13 protein-coding genes are annotated in these 21219 nt (G+C 57.3%); 9 read left to right on the plus strand and 4 right to left on the minus strand.

Annotated elements, in window-relative coordinates; all coding sequences use genetic code 11:
- Window positions 1–7 precede the first annotated feature (7 nt).
- The 4 genes from CVT63_00125 (at window position 8) to CVT63_00140 (ending at window position 8703) form a co-directional block, all read left to right on the plus strand.
- Entirely contained in the window at window positions 8–1675 is a 1668-nt protein-coding gene (locus CVT63_00125; GenBank protein ID PKQ28959.1) for a hypothetical protein, read from the plus strand.
- A complete protein-coding gene (locus tag CVT63_00130; GenBank protein PKQ28960.1) occupies window positions 1672–3216 on the plus strand; it encodes a hypothetical protein in 1545 nt (514 codons plus the stop codon). Before CVT63_00125 ends, CVT63_00130 begins: the two co-directional genes overlap by 4 nt.
- Before the next feature lie 102 nt (window positions 3217–3318).
- Window positions 3319–4512 carry a hypothetical protein gene (locus tag CVT63_00135; GenBank protein PKQ28961.1) on the plus strand — a complete coding sequence of 398 codons (1194 nt, stop codon included), beginning with the start codon at window positions 3319–3321 and terminating at the stop codon, window positions 4510–4512.
- A 2412-nt stretch (window positions 4513–6924) separates the two neighbouring features.
- The gene (locus tag CVT63_00140) at window positions 6925–8703 is read left to right on the plus strand and encodes a hypothetical protein (GenBank protein ID PKQ28962.1); all 1779 of its coding nucleotides are present in this window, start codon (window positions 6925–6927) and stop codon (window positions 8701–8703) included.
- A 227-nt stretch (window positions 8704–8930) separates the two neighbouring features.
- Here the strand turns inward: CVT63_00140 and CVT63_00145 are convergent, their stop codons facing one another.
- A complete protein-coding gene (locus tag CVT63_00145) occupies window positions 8931–11522 on the minus strand; it encodes a hypothetical protein (GenBank protein PKQ28963.1) in 2592 nt (863 codons plus the stop codon).
- A gap of 154 nt (window positions 11523–11676) precedes the next feature.
- On the opposite strand from CVT63_00145, the gene CVT63_00150 reads away from it, so the two are divergent.
- From CVT63_00150 to CVT63_00160, 3 genes are all read left to right on the plus strand, one after another.
- On the plus strand, window positions 11677–12864 hold the full coding sequence (locus CVT63_00150) for an AAA family ATPase (GenBank protein PKQ28971.1): 1188 nt from the start codon (window positions 11677–11679) through the stop codon (window positions 12862–12864).
- A gap of 53 nt (window positions 12865–12917) precedes the next feature.
- A complete protein-coding gene (locus tag CVT63_00155) occupies window positions 12918–13919 on the plus strand; it encodes a glycosyltransferase family 2 protein (protein ID PKQ28964.1) in 1002 nt (333 codons plus the stop codon).
- Between the two features lie 107 nt (window positions 13920–14026).
- A complete protein-coding gene (locus CVT63_00160; GenBank protein ID PKQ28965.1) occupies window positions 14027–15070 on the plus strand; it encodes a glycosyl transferase family 1 in 1044 nt (347 codons plus the stop codon).
- Here the strand turns inward: CVT63_00160 and CVT63_00165 are convergent.
- Window positions 15067–16281, minus strand: a complete 1215-nt coding sequence (locus CVT63_00165; protein PKQ28972.1) for a hypothetical protein — start codon at window positions 16279–16281, stop codon at window positions 15067–15069. The genes CVT63_00160 and CVT63_00165 overlap by 4 nt on opposite strands.
- Between CVT63_00165 and CVT63_00170 the strand changes: the two genes are divergently transcribed.
- The gene (locus tag CVT63_00170) at window positions 16217–17257 is read left to right on the plus strand and encodes a glycosyl transferase family 2 (GenBank protein ID PKQ28966.1); all 1041 of its coding nucleotides are present in this window, start codon (window positions 16217–16219) and stop codon (window positions 17255–17257) included. The two genes, CVT63_00165 and CVT63_00170, sit on opposite strands and share 65 nt — an antisense overlap.
- A 13-nt stretch (window positions 17258–17270) precedes the next feature.
- A complete protein-coding gene (locus tag CVT63_00175; GenBank protein ID PKQ28967.1) occupies window positions 17271–18515 on the plus strand; it encodes a hypothetical protein in 1245 nt (414 codons plus the stop codon).
- Window positions 18516–18521: 6 nt separating this feature from the next.
- On the opposite strand, the gene CVT63_00180 is transcribed toward CVT63_00175, so the two are convergent.
- Window positions 18522–19841, minus strand: coding sequence for a hypothetical protein (locus CVT63_00180; GenBank protein PKQ28968.1), 1320 nt, complete (start codon window positions 19839–19841; stop codon window positions 18522–18524).
- On the minus strand, window positions 19838–20884 hold the full coding sequence (locus tag CVT63_00185) for a UDP-N-acetylglucosamine 2-epimerase (non-hydrolyzing) (GenBank protein ID PKQ28969.1): 1047 nt from the start codon (window positions 20882–20884) through the stop codon (window positions 19838–19840). The genes CVT63_00180 and CVT63_00185 overlap by 4 nt, the downstream gene beginning before the upstream one ends.
- Window positions 20885–21219 lie beyond the last annotated feature (335 nt).

The raw sequence follows: 21219 nt of genomic DNA on the forward strand, positions 1-21219 counted from the left end.
ACACACCTTGACTGAAAAACCCTCGAGGGGACAGAAAGTTGGACGCGTGTGGTCCGAGGACGCCGCCAGGCGCGCCCGGGGCCGCGCCGAGCCGCGGGTTGACTGGAGTACATCACCAGCCATCCAGAAGATAATCAACAGACGCGTCAGCGGCTCGCCTGACATCGACTGGCTGGAGTGGCTGCTGCAAAAGTATGTCCCTTCGACACTTTCACTTGGGTTTTCCATCGGATGTGGATCGGGTGTGCTCGAGAGGGATGCGATCTCGCGGGGTATCTGCCAGCGCATGGTCGGTTGTGACATTGCTGAAGGCGCCATCGAGAAGGCAAAAGAGAACGCGGGCGACCTGGCGATAACCTACGAGTTGTTCGACCTCGAGTCGGGCGCTCTGCCCAGCGAAAGCTACGACGTAGCGTTCGCGTCCGCGACGCTGCACCACGTCAACAGGCTGGGGCATTGCGCCGAGGAGCTCCACGGGGCGCTCAAGCAAAGCGGCCTGCTGGTGGTCTCGGAGTTCGTGGGCCCAGCGAGGTTCCAGTGGACGCCCGAGCAGCTTCGTATTGTGACCGACATCTACAGTCTGCTTCCCTGGCGTTACAGGTTCAACTATCAGTCGGGCGGGACGGTCGCCCATGTGATGCGTCCTCATCTCTGCTCAATGGTAAAGGACGACCCATCGGAGGCGGTTCGCTCCGCCGACATAGAGAGCGCGCTCGAGCCGTACTTCGAGCTGTTGGAGAGCCGTCCCATAGGAGGGACGATACTGAACCCGCTCCTCGGCGGCATAATGGAGAACTTTGACGAGGAGAGCGAGGTTGATCTGGCTTTCCTCAATGCGGTGGCCGCGCTCGAGGACGCGCTGATGGAAAAATGCGCGCTCGAGTCCGACTTCAAGATCATGGTGTACAGACGAAGGGAATGCTCATCACCCTCTGAAGCTTACCTGGAGGCTGAACAAGCTCGAGGCGATCGAATATCGGAGCAAGAGCGGCGGATAGAGCGTCTCCTCGAAGAGACCGGCTTGCTGTCCGTCGAAAACGAGAAGATTGAGGCCGAGCTGGCGCGGGTTCGTGGGTTCGCGGGAGAGGCCGGTCAGGCTGTCGCTCGGGCTGTCGCGGAGAACGCGCGCCTGAAATCCGGCGTTGTCTTTCGCGTGATACGGGCGCTCAGAGGCTCGGAGGCGGCGCCTCCCCCTACCGGCCCCCCCGATGCAGAAGGAGGCGTCGAAGAGCTTCAAGTCGACAACAGGAGGGATGTGCCGGCGCCGTTCGGTGAAGGCAGTTTCCTGGCGAGCGATCTCGCGCGCGCGGCCTTACGCTATGTCGCCGAAGCGCCGGGAGGGAACGATGAAGATATGACCAGGTCGCTGGCCGCTCTTGAGGTCTATGCTGACGCGGTTCTCGCGAGTAAGGGCATCGTGCCGGCGGCGCGCTCTATTCGAGACATTGCCGTTCTTCAGGATATGGAGATAGACAGGCTCACCAGGGGAATCACGGCATTGCGCGAGTACAGCCAGTCTCTCTCGAGAGAAATCGGCTCAGTTTACGCGCAGATGGATGGCGCCAGGCTGGATCGTGAGAGGTTGGCCGCTGAGAGGGAGGTTCTCCGAAAGCGGGGGCCTCTCATGTACTGGCGGCTCTTCAAGCTGAAGGCGAACTCCTCACACCTCTCTTGAGCCGCGTCTCTAAAGGCGCGGATCCATCTGGCATGGCCTTGAGAGGTGGAAGCGCGGACAGGCACGGCGCGAGGCCTGTTTTTTTGTATAGTTCCTTTGTATATCATGTGCTGAAATTCAAGTGTGTGGAGGCATCTTTGAGCAAGATTCTTGTGCTCGGGCACGCTCCCTTGCCGTGGGAGGATCTCGCCAAGTCATACGGGCCGGGAACGAGGACGTGGCAGTTCGCCCTTCCACTGCTTCAAGACGGCCACGACGTCACCGTCCTCGCGTCCCGCATACCGTTCGTTTACCCCGAGAACATCGAGCCGGTCGAGAAATGCGAGGAGCAGGGATGCACGGTGTACAGGGTCACACAGCCGGAGTTCGAGGTCGGCGGCATCACCGACCGGTTGATGACCGACCTGGATCCGGACTGCGTCGTCGCGGCGACCGCTTACCCGTCTTACGTCGGGGCTACGTACGCGGGTGAGCGCCCGCTCTGGGCCGACGTCTTCGGGAGCTACCTTGCCGAGGCGCAGGCCAAGGCGGCCGTGTACTCCGACGACTCCTTCATCGACCATTTTCAGAGGGTTAACAACCACATCATCTCCATGGCGGATCGCTTCAGCACGGTCTCCGAGCGCCAGGCTTGTGAGTTGGTTGGACAGCTCGGGGTGAACGGCAGGCTCAACTCCGGGACCCTCGGTTATGACTTCGCGCGCTCAATACCGTGCGGAGTCGTAGACAGGGAGTTTCCGTCTCCGGCTTACCCGGACGAGAGGCTGGGCCCATTGGATTTCATCGTCCTCTGGAGCGGCGGCTTCAACACCTGGACAGACGTCCGCACCCTCTTTGAAGGGCTCGAGTTCGCCATGTCGGAGCGAGAGAACATACACTTTGTGTCCACCGGCGCCGAGATCGAGGGTCACAATGACAGGACTTACCGGGATTTCGAGCGGATGGTCGCTTCATCCAGGTTCAGAGAGCGTTTTCACCTGCTGGGCTGGGTGAAAAGGAGCGAGGCCCTGTCGTTCTACGGCACAGCTTCGGTCGGGATCAACATTGACGCCATGCACTACGAGGTGATGTTCGGCAGCAGGAACCGTATTCTGGAGTGGGCGCTCGCCGGGCTGCCCGCCGTCTCCACCGACCTCTGCGAGCTCACGTCGGAACTGTTCTCAGAGGGCCTGCTGTTCGCTGTCCCGGTCGCCGATCCGCCCGCCCTCGCCGGCAGGCTCCTCGAGCTGGAGCGTTCCAGGGACAAGCTCATCGGGGTCTCCCGCCGGCTCAAGAGCCACGTCCTCGAGCGCTACTCGTTTGAAAGGACAACGGTTCCGTTGAGGGAATGGGTCCGGCGCCCGACGCGCGCTCCGGACTTTGCCGACAGGGTCGGCTTGCGGAACGAAGCGCTGGTTGCCGCGCGCCGGGTTTTCACCCCACCGATAACGCCGGATTCTCCGATTAGAGAGAAGCTTGTGTTTTATCTCAAGAACGAGGGAGTCGCGAGCACTTTGAGGAGGTCGGCCGGACTGCTCGGGAGGCGGGGCGCCGGGCGATGAGTGTCCGCTTTTGTTGCTCGAGCGCGTATAAACAGCGTGAAGAAGTAAGTTGCCGCATGCTACGCGCACGCTGCGGATTTCATCCCGGACAGGAGATGATGTTTGAAGATAGCGTATTTCAGCCCGCTGAACCCAATAAAATCGGGCGTTTCTGATTACTCGGAAGAGCTCCTCGAGTACCTTGGCGGCTACGGAAAGATTGACCTGTTCATCGATGATTACCGCCCCTCCAACTCCTGGATATACGAGCAATTCAATGTTTTCAACTACCGGAGGATATTCGAGAACCACGGCAAGAACGATCACGATGTCAACATTTACCACATCGGAAACAACGACAATCACTCGTACATCTACCAGGTGTGCCTGGAGTATCCTGGCATAGTCGTGCTCCACGAACCCATGCTTCACCATTTCATCTTTTCACAAACGATAGGGAATAACCGCGTGCGTGACTACCTGAGAGAGCTTGACTACTGCTATAACTCACGGCGAGCCGAGATCATCAAGAGCACGCTCGAGGAGCGCGACGAGAACTCGTGGTACGACTACCCGCTGCTGGACAGGATAGTCGATTCCAGTCTGGGCGTTATAGTGCACAGCGAGTTCGCGCGCGCCAAAGTGCTGGAGGTAAATCAGTGCGCGCGGGTCAGGAGGATATCGCATCACTGGTCGCCGCCACCGCCCGACCACATGCGCACTCCGGAGAGGTTGCGCGAGACACTGGGCTTTCGACCGGAAGATTTTCTTGTCGGCTCGATGGGTTACATCAACTCGAGCAAGAGGATAGACGCGCTCCTTCGCGTCATAGCGAAGGCTAAAAAGATGGGATACCCCGTGAAGCTTCTTCTCGTCGGGAAGATGCTGTCAGGTTCGGAGGTGCTCAGGTGGATCGAGGATCTTGATCTGGAAGATGATGTCCTTGTCTCCGGGTTTGTGGACACTATGACGTTTGCCGAGTACCTGAACGTGCCGGATCTGTTTGTGGCGCTACGCTATCCGAGCGCCGGCGAGACCAGCGGCAGCGTAATAAAAATGATGGGCGCCGGCAAGCCCGTGGTAGTGTCGGACCGGTACGCGTTCGGCGAGTTCCCCGACGACTGCTGCGTCAAAGTCGCAGCTGGCGAGAATGAAGAGGACGAGCTGCTCGAGAAGCTCGTTTATTACATGGACAACCCCGACGAAAGGCTCGCGCTCGGGGAGCGGAGCCAGAGGTATATCCTGAAACATCACGACATCCAGGACGCCGCGCGCGGATATGTCCACTTCGCCACGGAGCTGCTGTCGGGCGGTTAGGGCGCATGCTCGCCCACCATCTTTGCATATGCGGTAACATTACCGAATAGTTCAAAGGAGTTGTCGGTTCCAAAAGCAAATAAATACTTACACAAAAATATCTATCGTAAGTGGAGCTGAAACGAGACCGGAGGGGGCTGGTGATTCACATTAAATTACGAAGGACGACTATCTTGAGAGGAAGCGCGATCGCGGCGGGCGCGGCGATATTTCTTATTGCCATGACGTTGCCGTGGGGCTCGGGGCGCGGAACAACACGGCCCACGTCCGGTGGAATACAGAAAGCGCTTGCCGGCGACGTCGCTCCCAGAGATCGCCAGTTGCTCGGCCTTTTCAGCGAAAGCGTCGGGAACAACCTCAAGGTCAAGATCCCATCCTCGCAGTGGGGGAGTGTGCGAAACGTGCGCTTGTTCGTGAAGTGGAAGTTTGTCGAGGGCGCTGGCAAAGGCCGCTATACGTGGATCGGTCTCGACAGTGAGGTCAACAACGCTTTGAGCCTCGGCGTCAACAGCATCCTGTTGACCATCACCGGTCCGGTGCCCGTCTGGGCGACGAACCCCGCGAATCCCAACCCTTCTTATCAGGGACCCCCAAAGAAAATAAAGGATTGGGGCGACTTCTGCGGCGCCGTGGCGGCGCGTTACAAGAACTACGTGGATTACTACCAGGTGTGGCAGGAGCCGGGTTGGGATACCGACTCGCCGCCCGGACAGGCGGGCATGGTTTATTACTCGGGTGACTGTGACTACAGTTACCTGGGCATGCTCAGGGCCGCGTACCCCGCGATCAAGAACGCGGATCCGGACTCGGAAGTGATCTCTGGAGCGATGCTCAACGGGATCACTCACAGCCCCGGTGACCTCAGTCACTACGAGACGTTGCTCTCCGGCGCCAACCAGGATGTATCGATGAAGGTGACTGCGGACAGGAACATCGTCGCCGAGCGTCCGATGTACTTTAATTATCACGGCGCCTGGAAAGGCGGCACGGTGGAGCTCGGCGTCAAACAGCCCAATAAGGAATGGTATCTCGCCGAAGGCGCGACGCACCCCGGCTTCGAGGAGTGGATCTGCATCCAGAACCCGGGCAGCGCATCGGCCAGCGTCGGCATCACTTACATGTTCCCTGGAGGAAAGACACAACAGCAGAACCTGACGGTCAGCCCCAACTCTCGCTCGACTGTTGATGTCAATTTCGCTGTCGGGCTCTATAAGGACGTGTCGGCGCGTGTTACGTCGAACCAGCCGATAATCGTCGAGCGTCCGATGTATTTCATGTATCACGAGGCATGGGACGGCGGATCCGTCGAATCCGGCGTTTCCACCCTTTCGAAGACATGGTACCTGGCCGAGGGCGCGACACAGCCGGGATTCGAGGAGTGGATATCTCTCATGAACCCCGGATTGGCACAAACTAACGTCAAGATCACCTACATGTTCCCTGGAGGCGCGACGCAGGTTCAGCACTTATCTATGCCACCCACATCACGAGAGACGGTGCTGGTGAACAAAATCGTCGGGCCGAACAAGGATGTTTCGGCAATGGTCGAGGCGGATCAGGCGATAATCGCCGAACGTCCGATGTATTTTATGTATCACGGCGCGTGGGCCGGCGGACACTCGCAGGTCGGCGCGACTTCAGCAAACACCTCCTGGTTTCTCTCAGAGGGTACAACCAGGAGCAACCAGTACGACGGAGCTTTCGAGGAGTGGATATCCATACAGAATCCCGGCAACGCGCCGGCCCACGTGAACTTCAAATATATGTTTACGGGCGGCGCGACTCAGGACGCTCAGAAGACCGTAGCGGCGCACTCGCGCGAAACAGTGCTGGTCAATGGCGTGGTCGGCCCCGACAGGGACGTGTCGGTTCAACTCGATTCGGACCAGCCCATAGTGGTTGAGCGGCCCATGTACTATAACTACCACAACAGCATCGCGGGCGGTGACGTGGAACTGGGCTGCACCGGCGCCGGCAAGACGTGGTATTTCGCTGAGGGCACTACCCGGTCCGGCTTCGAGGAGTGGACGACGCTTCAAAATCCGAATGCGGAGAGCGCCACCGCGACGATCACGTACATGTTCTCGGATGGCACCACGCAGCAGCAGTCAGTCGGCCTTCCGGCTAACAGCAGGACGACAGTGGGTGTGAACCGCGCTCTGAGCATGGCGAACGTGTGCGACATGCTCGCCATCCACCCGTACGACTATCCGGAGCATTGGGCCTGGTACTACCAGTACGTCAGAGGCATCCAGCAGAGAATGGGCTTTGACGGCAAGGAGTTGACTGTAACCGAGATCGGGTGGCCGCACGCGGGCAACGTCGCGTTTTCCAATGAGGGGCAGAGGCAGGCGATTGGAGACAAGGGGGTAGGTTCGCTCTGGGGGGTGGGTTGCAGAAAGATATGGATATTTGAGGACGTTGACCCCGCCGTCTCGTGGGACAGCGCGTACAACGGCATGTACGATTACAACGGAAACGCGATGCCCGCCTGGAACGAGTACAAGAGATGGCAGGGCATACTGCTTGATTACGGGAACAAGCCAAACCACCTGTGGTAGCCGTTTGACAAGAGTCGTTTCCGAGCGCTTCACTCCGGTGGCGCCTCCAAAGACGCGTTTCAGCGCAACACTGGAAAATAGCATCCTGGAAAAACCAATAAGTTTCGCGAGGCGACACTCCACCGGCATTGCGCTCACACTGATTTTCGCTCTTTACTTTGCGACAAGACTCATCGACCTCAAGAGCCTTCCAATATTCTGTGACGAAGGGGTTTATATCAGGTGGTCACAGAAGGTGCTTTACGATCACAACTTCTTTGTTACCCTTCTGGATGGAAAGCCCCCGCTGCATCAATGGTTTGTCGCGCCTTTTCTGGCGGTATTGAAGAGTCGTCCATTGATCGCGGGGCGCCTTGCCTCAGGTAGCGCTGGAGCGCTTACGACCGTTGGCATGTTTCTGCTTGGCAGGGATTTGAAGGACTCGAAGTTTGGAGCATGGGCCGCCCTGCTTTACGTTCTCTGCCCGTTTGCCATCTGGTATGACAGGCTGGCGCTAACAGAGAGTCTCATGGTAGCGATTATCGTGTTTTCAATTTATTTCGCGATCCACGCGGCGGTTTCCGGCAATCTACTGTACCTCATCGGCACAGGGATTACAGCGGGCCTTGCGCTGCTCACAAAGGGGACCGCGTTGGTCCTTTTTCCTGTCGTGCCTTTTGCGTATGTGCTCAAGCTTCCACATCAAAAAGATCGGGAGAAAGCGTGGCCGCAGCGAGGCTGGGTGTTTTCTGTTGCCTTTTCTCTTCTTCTGGGCTACGGAATTTACAGCCTGTTGCGCTTGAAGATCAGCTTCGGCCTCCTGCTTGATACCAGTTCCACCCGGACACTATCCCTCTCATATCTCCTGACCCACCCACTCGCCGTTTTCCCAAGAAATGTGGGGGCAGGATTCCGCGAGCTTTTTATAATGCTCACCCCTGTCTTTTTCGTCATGTGCTTTGCGGGGCTCATCCTTGGCCTGGCAAAGAAATGGAGGCCTTCCGCTTTCCTTTGCATATGGTTTATCGTTTCATTCGTTATGGTCTCCGCAACTTCCAAACAGCCCTGGTCCAGGTTCTTCCTTGTGGCGCTGCCGCCGATGCTTTTTGGCGCGGCACTGATCGCCACCGAGTTTGCAGCGCTGTTTCGCCGCGAGAGGAAACGCGCGAATGTGACACCCATGGTCGCCATCGCTCTTGTTGTCCTGATACTTGCAGCCGTCATTCCTCTTGGAGTGGAGATGGAGAGAGTAATCACAGATCCGGCAAAGGCCTGGTTGCCCTCCGAGGCGCGAACAGAGTTTATTGACGGTTGGACCGCGGGCCGGGGGATAGAAAAAACCGCGTATTACCTGGACAAGAAAAGCCAGAGCCGGAAGATCACCGTGTACACAAACCACGGGCTGTTCCCCGGTTTTGCGCTGGACATCTATTTCTATGACAATCCAAACATCGAGTATTGGGTCGCCGCGCCCCTGAGTCAGCTTTTGGAAAAGATGAGGCAATCCGCGAAGGCGCGTCCTACCTACTGTGTGTTGAATGACATTTCCGAGCTACCCGCCCAATGGCCTTTGATAGAGATCAAAAGGTTTCACAAAGGTAAAGGCAAATACATGTTTCTTGCGCGGTATGACAGTGGGAATCCGCGTTAGCGCCTGAGTCAACTCTCAATTGTCGGGGAAAGCCGCGACACTTTGTTAGTTGCTATACTGTTTTTGGAAATATGGTTTGGTCGCAATTATTCAGATTGTCCGCGTCTGAGAGACATGGCTCAAGCTCCCTCGCTCACCAAGGTAGAGGGTTGGGGTGGAGGGGTACAGGTAATACCGCCCCCACCTTAATCTTCCCCCCTTCAAGGGGGAGGAAAAACAGACGCGGTTCAAGGAACAGGCCCCAGCGCAATGCGCGAGATCGCAACTCCAAGTTGCCTGACGTCATTGGATTTTTTGCCGAACACCTGGTTGGGCGCCCAGGTGGGAACCTCGATTCGGAACTTTATCTCCTTGGTTCCCGGGTCGGGGAGCGAAGCCTTGTCGAACGTGATGGCGTACGGCACAAAAGCGCCGCTGTTCACAGCGAGTGTTCCAATAAGCTTGTCCTGCGCGTAGACGGCCACCGGAACCTTCTCCTCCGTGGAAAGTGGCCTGCTCCCTGTTGAGATGTCAAGGCTCAAGGTTAGATTGTTTTTTGTTTCCACGTTCGGCATCTTGAAGCTCGCTGTGCCCTTGCTCCAGCGGCACGTGCCTTGCTCAGAGGGATAGAAGCCGTCGATGACGCACAAAGTGTCGGCGCCGCCTATTTTGACAGAGCACTGCTCTGCGGTCGGTTTGGCGGTGGCCTGATAAACCGCAAGAGTGAAGCCGAACGGCACGGTCTTCTTGGGCGCCAGGTCGTACTCTTGCTGTAAGACTTTGAAAGACACCGGGACGGCCCCGACAGGGCGCAGGAAAAGATTACTGACCGCGGCTGGCACGCCGTCTCCGAAGCCGACGAGATAGACCTTATGCCCTCCGGCCGCGAGCTTCTCATAGATATTGTCGAACGTGGGCGCGTCGCCGGCGGCCCCGACCAGCGGCACGGCGTGGATCCCGTATATGTATCTCATGATGTCGGTGTAATAAACCATGCTGTATCTGCCGTAGAAGACGGCCGCCGTGTTCGGCCCTCCGATGAGCGCGTTCAGATCGTTCATGGACTTGAGCGCCCCGTCGTACTGAACTATGGGGTATAGCTTCGCGGTGTAGAGAGACGTGAAGACGAGGGTGACCGCCAGCGCCCCGACCGCCAGCGCCCCGACCGCTCTCCGTACGAGCCTGCGCTTGAATACATCCGGCACCTTGACCACCGCGTACGCGATCATGATCGCCATGAACGGAATCACGACCGGCATCAGCCTTCTCAAGGCAAAAAAGTGAAGGGGATTGCAGGCGATGTTCCAAAAGAACAGAGCTGTAAAGAAGCATGAGATAACGAACAGCGGAACTGTCTTCACTCTCAGTCGATAGAGCACGAAGAGCGCGAGCCCCAGTATGAAGAGAATGATGCCGATGTGCGTGAAGTACCAGGACATTCTCACAAAAGTCTGCGGCAGGCGCGAGCCGAAATTGGTGGCCGCGGGGAGCGCAAGTTGCCCCTTGGCCATAACGGGTCTGATGATGTAGCCGTATAAGCTTACCAGCGTGACAAGCGCGGCCACGATGGGCCTCCATGCTCGTTTGAGAAACTGGAGCGGGTGAGCGACACTGGCACGGGCTCTCTTTGAGAGGAGAAGGATCACGCATACGGCTGCCATAAACGCGAGCGCCGCTATAGACCCCCTTATGACAGGGGAATTCATGTAGCTTCGTACCGAATGGGCGCCCAATTCAGTCATGTATGATCCGGAGAAGCGTTTCTGGCTGTAGAGCGAGTGGGCAAGAAGGATGCCCATGGGTATCGCGAACCACAGGAAGTACAGAACAGAGCGCTTTTTTCTTATTGAATCGATGATGAAAACAACGAGGATCGCGAAGAGCGGCGCCATTATCGGATAGAGTTCAAAGCGAGCGGTAAAAGCGAGGCCGAAGGCCAGCGCCGCCAGCAAGCCGGCGTAGCCGCTTCCCTTGGGGTAATAAAGGACGAGGAAGAACAACCCAAGGAAAACAAGCAACTGGGTGAACATCTCCGGGATCGGGTATCTCGCGAACCAGACTGACAGCGGAATTAGAGACAGCGCCAAACCCGACAGCACGGCGGTTCTGGCGTCGAGGAGGCGCCGAACGAGGAGCATGATAATAAGCAAAGAGAGCAAAGCGAAACAGGGGTTCATCAATGTCAGCATCCACCGCAATCCAAGCAGCCTGTAGGCTATGGCTATGAGAACAGAGAAAAGGGGAAAGTATCTCGTATAGATCGTTCCGGATTTTTGATCCTTTATGCCAAACCCCGCCAGATATTCCCGCTCGCCTCTCACCGCCGGGGGACCGTACAGCATGCCGGCTTCGTCCGGCGTCAACTTCGACAGAGTTTCGTTCTTGAGGAACACACGCCCGTGGTCGGCGATGTTCACGCCCTCCACCAGGTAGGGACTCACGTCGCGCTCGGTCAGAACCGCTTCCCACCTGCCGATGAATAGAGCGGACGCCAGAATCATTACGGCAAGCACGCCGATTTGAAACCACCCGTGCTGGAAAACCATCGCAGCGTGAGGGCGAATGCCCTTTTTTTTCGCCAGCCAGAGGGCGGCGAAGACGACTGTGACCAAAACCATCAAAGCCGCCAGCCTGGTGAGCGTGTAAACGGACAACTCGACCAACAGAAAGCCGATCAACAACGTGAGCATAAGGCTTGCGCCTGTCGAAAGCGCGACGATCTCGAAGACGAGGAGATCAACCTCGAAGCGGTCTCTGACGTACATGATCAAGGCCGCTCCCGGAAAGAAGAACAAGACAGGGCTGACCATCAATATCTTCAGGATGTTTACCGGCTGCAAAAGGGGCCTCCTTGTCAGTTGACGTTTTTCATGGGCTCGCTCTAACCGCAACATTATACTACTCCAGCCTCTCTTGGCAATACTCAATGTATTGAGTAATAATACTCAATGTAATGAGTAATTAATGACGAAAGACGGACAGGGGAACAACAGAATGGCGCAACTCTATGTCCGAACTATAAACAAACAGTTGGAAAGGCGTATCAGGGAACCCCGGCAATTCATGCAGGTGCTGTGCGGCCCGCGTCAGGTTGGCAAGACAACCGCGATAAAGCAGATTTTAGAAAAGATGAGTTGGCCGTCGCGGTACGCTTCAGCCGACCGGCCGGCGTTGCATGACTCTGCCTGGCTGGAGGAGCAGTGGGAGGTCGGGCGCTCACTTGCGAAACGGCGCAACGCCGTGCTTGTCATTGATGAAATTCAGAAGGCGCCCGGCTGGTCGGAAGTCGTCAAGCGATTGTGGGACGAGGACACTTTCGACGGGTCGTTGCTTCGAGTGGTTCTTCTCGGATCGTCCCCGTTGCTGGCGCAGAAAGGGCTCACCGAGAGCCTCGCGGGGAGATTTGAGATGGTCAGGGCGGGACACTGGTCTTTTGCGGAGTGCGAGGAGCACTTCGGCTGGGATCTGGACACTTACATCTTCTTTGGGGGATATCCCGGCGCGGCGCCTCTCCTCAAACAGCCGGAGAGGTGGGCGCGGTACATTCAGGAATCGCTCATCGAAACAACTATATCCAGGGATATACTGTTGATGACGCGGGTGGACAAGCCCGCTCTTCTCAGAAGGCTATTTGCGCTGGGTTGTGAATACTCCGGGCAGATCCTCTCTTATCAGAAGATGCTGGGACAGTTGCGTGACGCTGGAAACACGACGACACTGGCTCACTATTTGGAGCTTTTGAGTGGCGTGGGTTTTCTGACGGGGCTTGGCAAGTTTTCCGGCCAGGCTGTCAGAAAAAGAGGCTCGAGCCCAAAGTTGCATGTGTACAATACGGCGTTGATCACGGCGCAGTCCGGATTATCCCTCAAGGAAACCAGGGAGGATCACGTACAATGGGGGCGTCTCGTTGAATCGGCGGTAGGCGGGCGCCTGCTGGAAATCTCAATGAAGAGAAACCTGGGGCTCTTCTACTGGCGCGAGGGAGACAGGGAAGTTGACTTCGTAGTGCAGGCGGGGAATAAGATAGTCGCAATCGAGGTCAAGAGCGCCCGGACCAGGCACGCGCTTCCTGGCATGGCCGCCTTCGCGAGCAAGTTTGCGCCCCGGCATAAACTACTGGTTGGCAAGGGCGGCATCCCGGTCGAGGAGTTTCTAAAGAGCGATTTGTCACAGTGGCTTTGAATGTTTACCCATAGTCATATTGATGTCACAAAGCAACGAGCTGTCGCGCATGATTGGCGCTTAACGGCACGGAGGTGTTTTTGGAAGATCGAGGTTTGCCACTCGCGGATGAGGCTCAACCCCGCGTCTCGATAATCATTGTGCTTTTCAACAGCGCCGATTACATAGAGGCGTGCATCGAGTCTTTGCGCTCCGTTGAGTACCCGAACATTGAGCTCATCATGGTCGATAACGGTTCACAAGACGGTTCCGCGCGGCTTGCCAGGGAGGCGGCGCGCCGTGCCGGAATCGAATGTTTCTTGAGCGTTCTCGGAAGGAACCGTGGGTTTGCCAGAGCCAACAACATGGGCTTCGCGCTATCCACGGGCGGTATCCTGCTGCTCTTGAACCCCGACACCGAAGTTTATCCCGATACCGTGACCGAGATCGTCCGAGCCTTTGACGATCGGTCTGTCGGCGTGTGCGGGTGCAAGATATACGATCCCGATCGCCAGACCATCCAGCACGCGGGAGGGTACGTCCGTGACAACGGGCTGTCGATGCACTATGGAGTTGGAGAGAAAGATGAGGGCGCATACGAGGAGCTCCGGGACGTCATGTACGTGACGGGCGCCGCGCTTGCCGTGAGGCGCGACATCTTCGAGAGAGCCGGTATGCTCGACCCCGGTTACTACCCGGCGTACTTCGAGGAGACAGACCTCTGCCTGAGTGTCCGCCGGATGGGGCACAGGGTTGTTTATGTTCCCGGCGCGCGTGTGATGCATCACGAATCGACGACTACCGGCAAGTTTACCGAGAGATATTACTACCTCTATCACAAGAACCGGATCAGGTTTCTGCTCAAGAACTTCTCGTGGCGGTTCCTGCTGGATCGGGCCCTGCCCATGGAACAACGCTGGACAGGGATGATAGCGCCGGAGGAGCAGGCGATACCGCTCAACAAGGCATATCTTGCGAACATAGCCGCACTTCCGCGAACGCTCGTGGCGAGGCGCGCCGCCGATCGCCGCCTGCGCGCTCCGCGGATCGAGGACACCGTATCGCATTTCAACTGACGGATATTGACGGAAACCTGGCGCGGATGCAGCGGCGTTCGCTTGCGAGTATTTATGGAATGGAGCACTTAGATTGAGGAGAGTAATCGTCGCATGAATAGAGTGTTATGAAGTTGATTGTCGTCATGGGCCGTGAGCCCGCGTACACCAGAAACAAGGTCATACTCGACGGCCTCAGGGCTGAGGGCGTCGAGCTTGTCGAATGCGTCGATTCGGCGGGCAACTATCCCGCGCGTTTTCTCAAGGTGATGGGGAAGTTCCTTGCCGGGTCTCGCGGGGACAGCGACGCAGTGTTCGTCGGTTTCTTCGGGCAGCCACTGATGCCTTTTGTGAGCAGGCTTACCCGCAAGCCAGTCGCGCTCGACGCTTTCCTTTCGGGCTACGACACGATGTGCTTCGACAGAAAAAAGTTCCCACCCGACTCCGCGCGCGGCAGGCTATTTTATCGTCTCGACAAATCCGCCTGCGAGAGAGCAGACGTGGTTCTCCTCGACACGAACGCGTATGTCGATTACTTCGTGGAGACGTTTGGGCTTGCCCGTGAGAAGTTCAGGCGTGTTTTTGTCGGGGCTGAGACGAACGTTTTCTATCCGAGAGACGACGGAAAAAATGACGGCGCATTCAACGTTTTCTACTACTGCACGTTCCTCCCTGTTCACGGGGTCGAACACGTGCTTGATGCCGCTCGCATCCTGGAAGGCGAGCGGGACATAAGGTTCAAGGTCGTTGGAGCGCAGAAGGACAAAGCCGGCACCCTGTCTGGCAACATAGAACTCGTGGAATGGATCGATTACAGCAAGCTTCCGGAATCGATTGCGGCGGCCGACATCTGCCTCGGCGGCCACTTCTCAAACGTCGCGAAGGCCAGCCGGGTGATAGCGGGAAAGACGTTCCAGTTTCTCGCAATGAGGAAGGCGACCATCGTGGGCGACAACCAGGCGAACAGGGAGCTTCTGACGCACAAGAAAGACACACTGATGGTAAAAATGGCGGACTCCGAATCGCTTGCGAGCGCAATTCGCGAACTCAAGCAAGATGAGGGGCTGCTGAATCGGATAGCAGGCGAGGGTTACCGCACCTTTGAAGAAAACTGCACACCGGAGATCATCGGGGCGCAGGTGGCTCGAATCATCAGGGAAATCATCGGCTAGCTGTTGATGGCGTCGGAGAGCCTTGTTACATAACGGCGGAGCATGTTTCGCGCGTCTGTGTCGTTACATATTTCGTTTTTGAACCGGCGCCTTTTCCTGACGCATGCAGGGATTCTCATCAAGCCCTGCACAGTTCCTCTGATAACCGCGAGAAGCAGCGATGCGGTAGAGAGGTTTTCTCTGTATGACTCCAGCCGTCGGCCGCCCCCGCGGGAGGTGAGTCCGGCAACGACCAAACTGGCGAATCTGTACAAAGTGAACAGCGGCGAAACCGCGATGTCGCGCGTCGGATAGTTTTTTGCGAGAACACACATGCGGTTTCTCTCCACCAGGGAGATTTTTCGGGCCGGGTTTCCGCCGCTGGCGCCGTGCCGGTGCCTGCACATCGCCTCGGGGCACAGAAGCGAGCGATACCCCGCGAGTCGCCCCCGCCAGGCGATGTCGACGTCCTCCATGTAGGCGAAGAAATCCTCGTCGAAAAGACCTGTTCTTTCAAGTGCGGATCGCCTGTAAAGAGATGCGCCAGCGCAGGTTCCGAAAATATCCGTTTCACCGTCGTATTGCCCGATGTCGGCATGGTTGATGCCCCTGTTGAACGCGGAGCCATCGCGCCAGATCACTATGCCCGCATTGTTGAATATCTTTTTGCCCGAACCCTCATCGAAGAAGTACATTTTCGGCTGGCACGACCAGACATCGCCTGACGATGAGTTCATGGTGTCGACGAGCGACTCCAGGCAATTCTTGTCCAGTACGACGTCGTTGTTTAGCGTGAAAACGTACTCGGCGCTTTTTCTTTCGAGGATGTGTTCAATGACACGGTTGTTGCCTGCGGCAAACCCCAGGTTGACAGGGGACCTTATAACCTTGATCTGAGGGAACCCGCGTTCGATGAGTTCAACGGAACCGTCGGTTGAACCGTTATCGAGGAGCAGAACCGAGAATTGTTTGAACGTCTGCCGCTCGAGTGCCGCTAGGCACTCGGCGAGATACGCCTCCCCGTTGTAGTTGACAATCACGACCGCGACGCGGTCTGCTTTCTCCATCACTACCCTGCTTTCTTCTGTGTCAACATGAATGAGACACCTGCTCCCCAATAGTTTACTGTACAACTGAGCAAGTTGAGGGCGGGAAGAAGGCCTCCCGTTGAACCGCGTCTCTAAAGGCGCGATTTCGTTTGGCCACAAGGCGGTCCGAGATGACGCCCACATCCGATCTCTCCCTTTCAGCGGAATAGCCGGCTTGCTGGCGCTGTCCCATTGGGATAATGTGTCATATACAACAGTCAGAGTCAGGGAGGCTCACGTGAAGATCAACAAAGTCAGCGTCATAGTGCCCACATACAACGAAGAAGAGGCCATCGCCGGCGACCTCGAGGTCATCCTCGAGACCATGGAGGCTTCGCGGTGGGAGTATGAAGTCATTGTAGTCAACGACGGCTCGACCGACAGAACCGCCGAGGTTGTCAGGGGTTTCGAGAACGTGAAGCTTCTCGAGCACAGGGAGAACCGTGGCGGCGGGTTCGCGCGCAATACCGGTATAAAGGCCGCCACGGGAGATGTGGTCATGGTCACAGATGGTGACGGCACCTACCCGAACCAGGACATGCCGAAGCTCCTCGAGATTATGGAAAACGAAAACCTCGACATGGTGGTGGGAGCGCGCACCAAAGAGTCGGGGACGATGCGCTTCCTGCGGATGCGCGCGAAGTGGTTCATTCGCAAGCTTGCCGAAAAGCTTTCCGGCTTCAGCATCCCTGACCTCAACTCGGGCCTGCGTGCGATGAAAAAGGACGTGTTCATGCCGTTCATGGACATCCTGCCGTGGGGGCACTCCTGGGTTTCGACGATCACGCTCGCGATGTTGTCCTCCGGTTACAACGTTGACTTTGTGGACATCGACTATTTCCCGAGGAAGGGCGCCAGCACTTTTCATCCGATCAAGGATACTTACAGCTACATCACCCTGGTGATCCGCACGGTGACGTGGTTCAATCCTCTCAAGGTGTTCTTCCCACTGGCGCTCCTCACCATAGCGACCGGTATTGTCAAACTGATAGCAGACTCCATAATCCACAACTATTTCCGCGTGACTGGCGTCACCATCATCGTGCTACTGGTGGGCATACAACTGGTGGCGCTCGGCCTGCTCGCCGATCTTGTTGTGCAACGCGTTAGACGACCGTGACGAAAGCACGTTAATGTCAGCGTCATCTCTCGAGAAACGAATAGCGGATCGCACCGCTGTGGTTGGCGTTGTCGGGTTGGGATACGTCGGGATCCCGCTCGCGAGCCGCGTCATGGAGTCCGGTTATCCGTTGAGGGGCATCGACAAGTACGCAGGCGGCGAACGCCTGGAGGAGCTCGGCGAGCTTGGCATAGAAGCATCTAATGATTTTGACGTGCTGCGCGACTGTGACATCGTTTTGATTTGCGTGCCAACCCCGCTCGCGGAAGGGCAACTGCCCGACACTTCCTTTATATCTGATGCGACGGTTGACATTTGCGCGAATCTCGCGCGCGACGCCGGTCCTCGGCTGGTTGTTTTAGAAAGCACGTCTTACCCGGGCACGACAAGAGAGATAATGCTCCCGATTTTCGAGGACAATGGCTTCCAATTAGGTGAGGATCTCTTGCTGGCGTTTGCGCCCGAGCGCGTCGATCCGGGCACGTGCCCGTTGCCTTACAGGGAAATCCCTCGCGTTGTAGGCAGCCTCGACGAAGCATCAGGTCGTGTGGCGCATGCTTTCTACAGCACGATTGTCGATGAGGTCGCGCTTGTCTCCACGCCTGAGGTCGCCGAGACGGCAAAGCTGCTCGAGAATATCTTCCGCGCCGTGAACATCGCGCTCGTCAATGAGATGGCCCTGCTTTGCCGGCGCATGGACATTGACATCTGGGAGGTTGTCGAGGCCGCGTCGACCAAGCCGTTCGGGTTCATGTCCTTCAAGCCGGGCCCCGGCCTTGGCGGCCACTGTATCCCGGTCGATCCGTTCTACCTCGCTTGGAAGGCGAAGAAATATGATTTCTACCCGGAGTTCATCGAGCTCGCCGGAAAGGTCAACAGGGCTATGCCGTTCCACGTGGTGGAGTGGGTGTCGGAGGTTTTGAACGATGCCGGCAAGAGCATTAAATCTTCACGTGTGCTGGTGGTGGGTGTCGCGTACAAGGAGAAAGTCGCTGACACACGCGAGTCCCCCGCGCTCAAGATTATGGAGCTCCTGGCGGAACGTGGTGGCGACGTGATTTACCACGACCCGTTCGTGGGCGTCGTCGAGGTGGGCGGGAAAGAGTACGCTTCGACGCCACTGAACCACGATGCGCTTGCTAGCTGCGACTGTGTCCTCATTGTCACCGCGCACCCAAACATCGACCTCGACCTCATCGCGTCATCGGGGGTACCGGTTGTTGACACGCGGAACGCCCTGGGGCGAGGAGGCAAGTGAGGAGCGCTACGGCGCCGAGATCCTGTTGAGCTCATCCGCGATATTCGAAACCATGTTTAAGCTGCTGTACCTGGAGATTTTCTCGACGTCGCCATTGTACGCAAGCGTGCCCGTACGCTCGAACTCATCAAGCCAGTTCCCGAGGATGCCCGTGACGTCATCTGTGTTCCTGGCGATCACGCCGACGCGAGTGCTCTTCATGAACTCGTTTGACTTTTTGCCGGGAGTGGGCATCAGGGCGAGCACCGGGCGGCGCGCGCCAAGGTACTCAAGCAGCTTACCAGATTGATATCTCTCGCCTCCCGGTTCCCACTGGATGTAAAAGAGAGCGCTCGCGCCTTTTTGCCGGGCGATCGATTCTTTGTGAGGGACGAGCCCGAGCACGTTGACGTTGGATTCGACTCCTTGCTTGCGCGCGAGCTCGAGGAGAAGTTTCCCGTCGATGCCCGCGTAGTCGAACTGCATCATCGAGATGTCTCTGCCAGCGTCACGCAGCCGGCGCAGCGCCTCGAGCAGCGGCCGGGGATCGCGGCTGGGGTAATTGAATCTTCCGGCAAAGAGGATGTTGAGCTTCAACCTGTCGCTCTCGATCGCCGCGACGCTGTTGAAATCATCTTCGTCGAACCCGTTGGGCTGCAGAACGGCATGTCCCTGTGGCGCCGTGACGCCAAGTTGGTCGATGATGCCGTCTGCCACCGCGATAATGCCATCGGCGCGCCCGAGCGTCAGCCGTTCGAGCTTCTTGTCCAAAGTGGCTGGAACGCGCCCGCGCGATTCATTTATTTTGTTTGTCCATGGGTCTCGCATGTCGGCGAGCCATGGCGTGCCGAAGCGCTTCTTGACCGCGGCTGCGATGAGGTGTGTCGTTTCGGGAGGAGAAGAACTGTAGACGGCCGAGGGCTTGAATCGCTCGCAGAGCTTGAACGCTTGCTTGCGCCCGAATGGGTACCAATCGATCATTCTGTCAGGGATGCCAATCCACTGGCTCATGATATCGCTCGCTCGCGCCTTGAGACTGTCCGAGAACACGGCGTTTTCCAGTACTGTCAATTGAGACGAGTGCTGCTCGATCGACATGCCCATCGTTTTCTTGAGCCGGAACGCGAGGTCGGGATTGGCGGTTCGGAATACGGTGACACCCGCCAGATCACCGTCAGCTTCATCGCACGCTATGACCGCGAGCGTGTTTTTCGAGACCGTGAGGACGATCGGCGCCCATCCCAACGATGGCAAGTACTTCGCGATTTTTAGCGTCCTCAGGCTTCCGATGCCTCCGATCGGCGGATAGTAGTAGATGATCATGAGGAGTTTCTTGCCGGAGATCATAGTCTCTCTCCAAGTATGTCCAGTATCCTCTCGCTGGCGTGCCCGTCCCATTGATGCGGGATCCGCCCTTGCCTGCCGCCCCCGTCGATAACGTCCACTGCAGTTTGCAGCAGCAACGCGCAATCCTCGGTGACTATAAGGTTCGTTCCGAACTCGACGGTCACAAGGAGCTCCGTTTCGTGACGAAGCGTCAGGCATGGCACGCCCAGAAAGGTAGTTTCTCCCTGGATGCCGCCAGAATCAGTGATGACCAGGCGCGCGCTGGACATAAGGGCGAGAGAATCGATGTAGCCGACAGGGTCGATCGACTTTATTTTGTCGCATGCGATGACGTCCTCGCACCTTGCGCTCTTTATGTTCTTCAAGGTGCGGGGATGGATGGCAAACACAACTTTCAGGCTTTCCGAGACGCCGCGAAGCATCACCAGGATATCGCGCAACCTGCCGGGCTCGTCGACATTGCTCGGTCGGTGCAAGGTCACGAAGCAGTACTCCCCGGAAGCCAGCCCGAGTCGGCTCACGACGTCGCTCGCCTTCACTTTGTCCATTACCAAGACGAGCGAGTCTATCATCGTGTTGCCGACCAGGAAGATAGAGTCAACGCCACGCCCTTCTCTGGCCAGGTTCCTGTTGCCGCTTTCCTCGGTGGTGAACAGGAAGTCGGCCAGGGCGTCGGTGGCTATCCGGTTCAGTTCCTCGGGCATGCCTCTGTTGAAGCTGCGAAGGCCGGCCTCGACGTGGGCGAGCGGGATGAACATCTTCGAGGCGGCGATGGCCGCGCCGAGTGTGCTGTTGACGTCCCCTACGACTATCACGGCGTCCGGCGTTTCCATGGCGAGATCGGCCTCGAGGAGCTTGATTACCTCGGCGCACTGGTAGCCCTGAGTGCCGGAGCCGACCTCCAGGTTGATGTCGGGCTGAGGAATGCCGAGCGCCATGATGAAATCGTCGCTCATGGAGTAGTCGTAATGCTGGCCCGTGTGCACAAAGCGAACCGGCACGCCCCTGCGTTCGCATTCCCTGATGACAGGGGCGACCTTCATGAAGTTAGGACGCGCTCCGGCGACGATAGTAAGTCTCAAGTGACATCAAACCTTGCCAGTAGTGTGGCTCAAACTTAGTGCTCCATTCCATAAATCCATAAATGCGCTCACATTCGAACACCGCTGCATCCACAGTAACACATGTCATTTCGTGATTCATTCTGTCGGGCCGCCACGAACATTCCATCTGGTATAGTTAAAAAATGGACATTGAGCGCTGCGGCAGTAAATGAAAGAGGGTCCTCACACAAATCGGTGGGTGACTGAACCCCAACAAACCTTGCCATAACGGCATTCTCCCCCTATATTCCGGTTGTTGTATCAGCGACCAGAAC

Source organism: Candidatus Anoxymicrobium japonicum (assembly GCA_002843005.1).
Taxonomy (GTDB): Bacteria; Actinomycetota; Geothermincolia; order Fen-727; family Anoxymicrobiaceae; genus Anoxymicrobium; species Anoxymicrobium japonicum.

Excerpts from the sequence above, each read along its gene's own strand:
- CVT63_00165 (PKQ28972.1), bottom strand. The coding sequence starts at position 16,281 with ATGTGGGCGTCATCTCGGACCGCCTTGTGGCCAAACGAAATCGCGCCT.
- CVT63_00185 (PKQ28969.1), bottom strand. The coding sequence starts at position 20,884 with ATGAAGGTCGCCCCTGTCATCAGGGAATGCGAACGCAGGGGCGTGCCG.
- CVT63_00180 (PKQ28968.1), bottom strand. The coding sequence starts at position 19,841 with ATGATCTCCGGCAAGAAACTCCTCATGATCATCTACTACTATCCGCCG.
- CVT63_00175 (PKQ28967.1), top strand. The coding sequence starts at position 17,271 with ATGTCAGCGTCATCTCTCGAGAAACGAATAGCGGATCGCACCGCTGTG.
- CVT63_00160 (PKQ28965.1), top strand. The coding sequence starts at position 14,027 with ATGAAGTTGATTGTCGTCATGGGCCGTGAGCCCGCGTACACCAGAAAC.
- CVT63_00150 (PKQ28971.1), top strand. The coding sequence starts at position 11,677 with ATGGCGCAACTCTATGTCCGAACTATAAACAAACAGTTGGAAAGGCGT.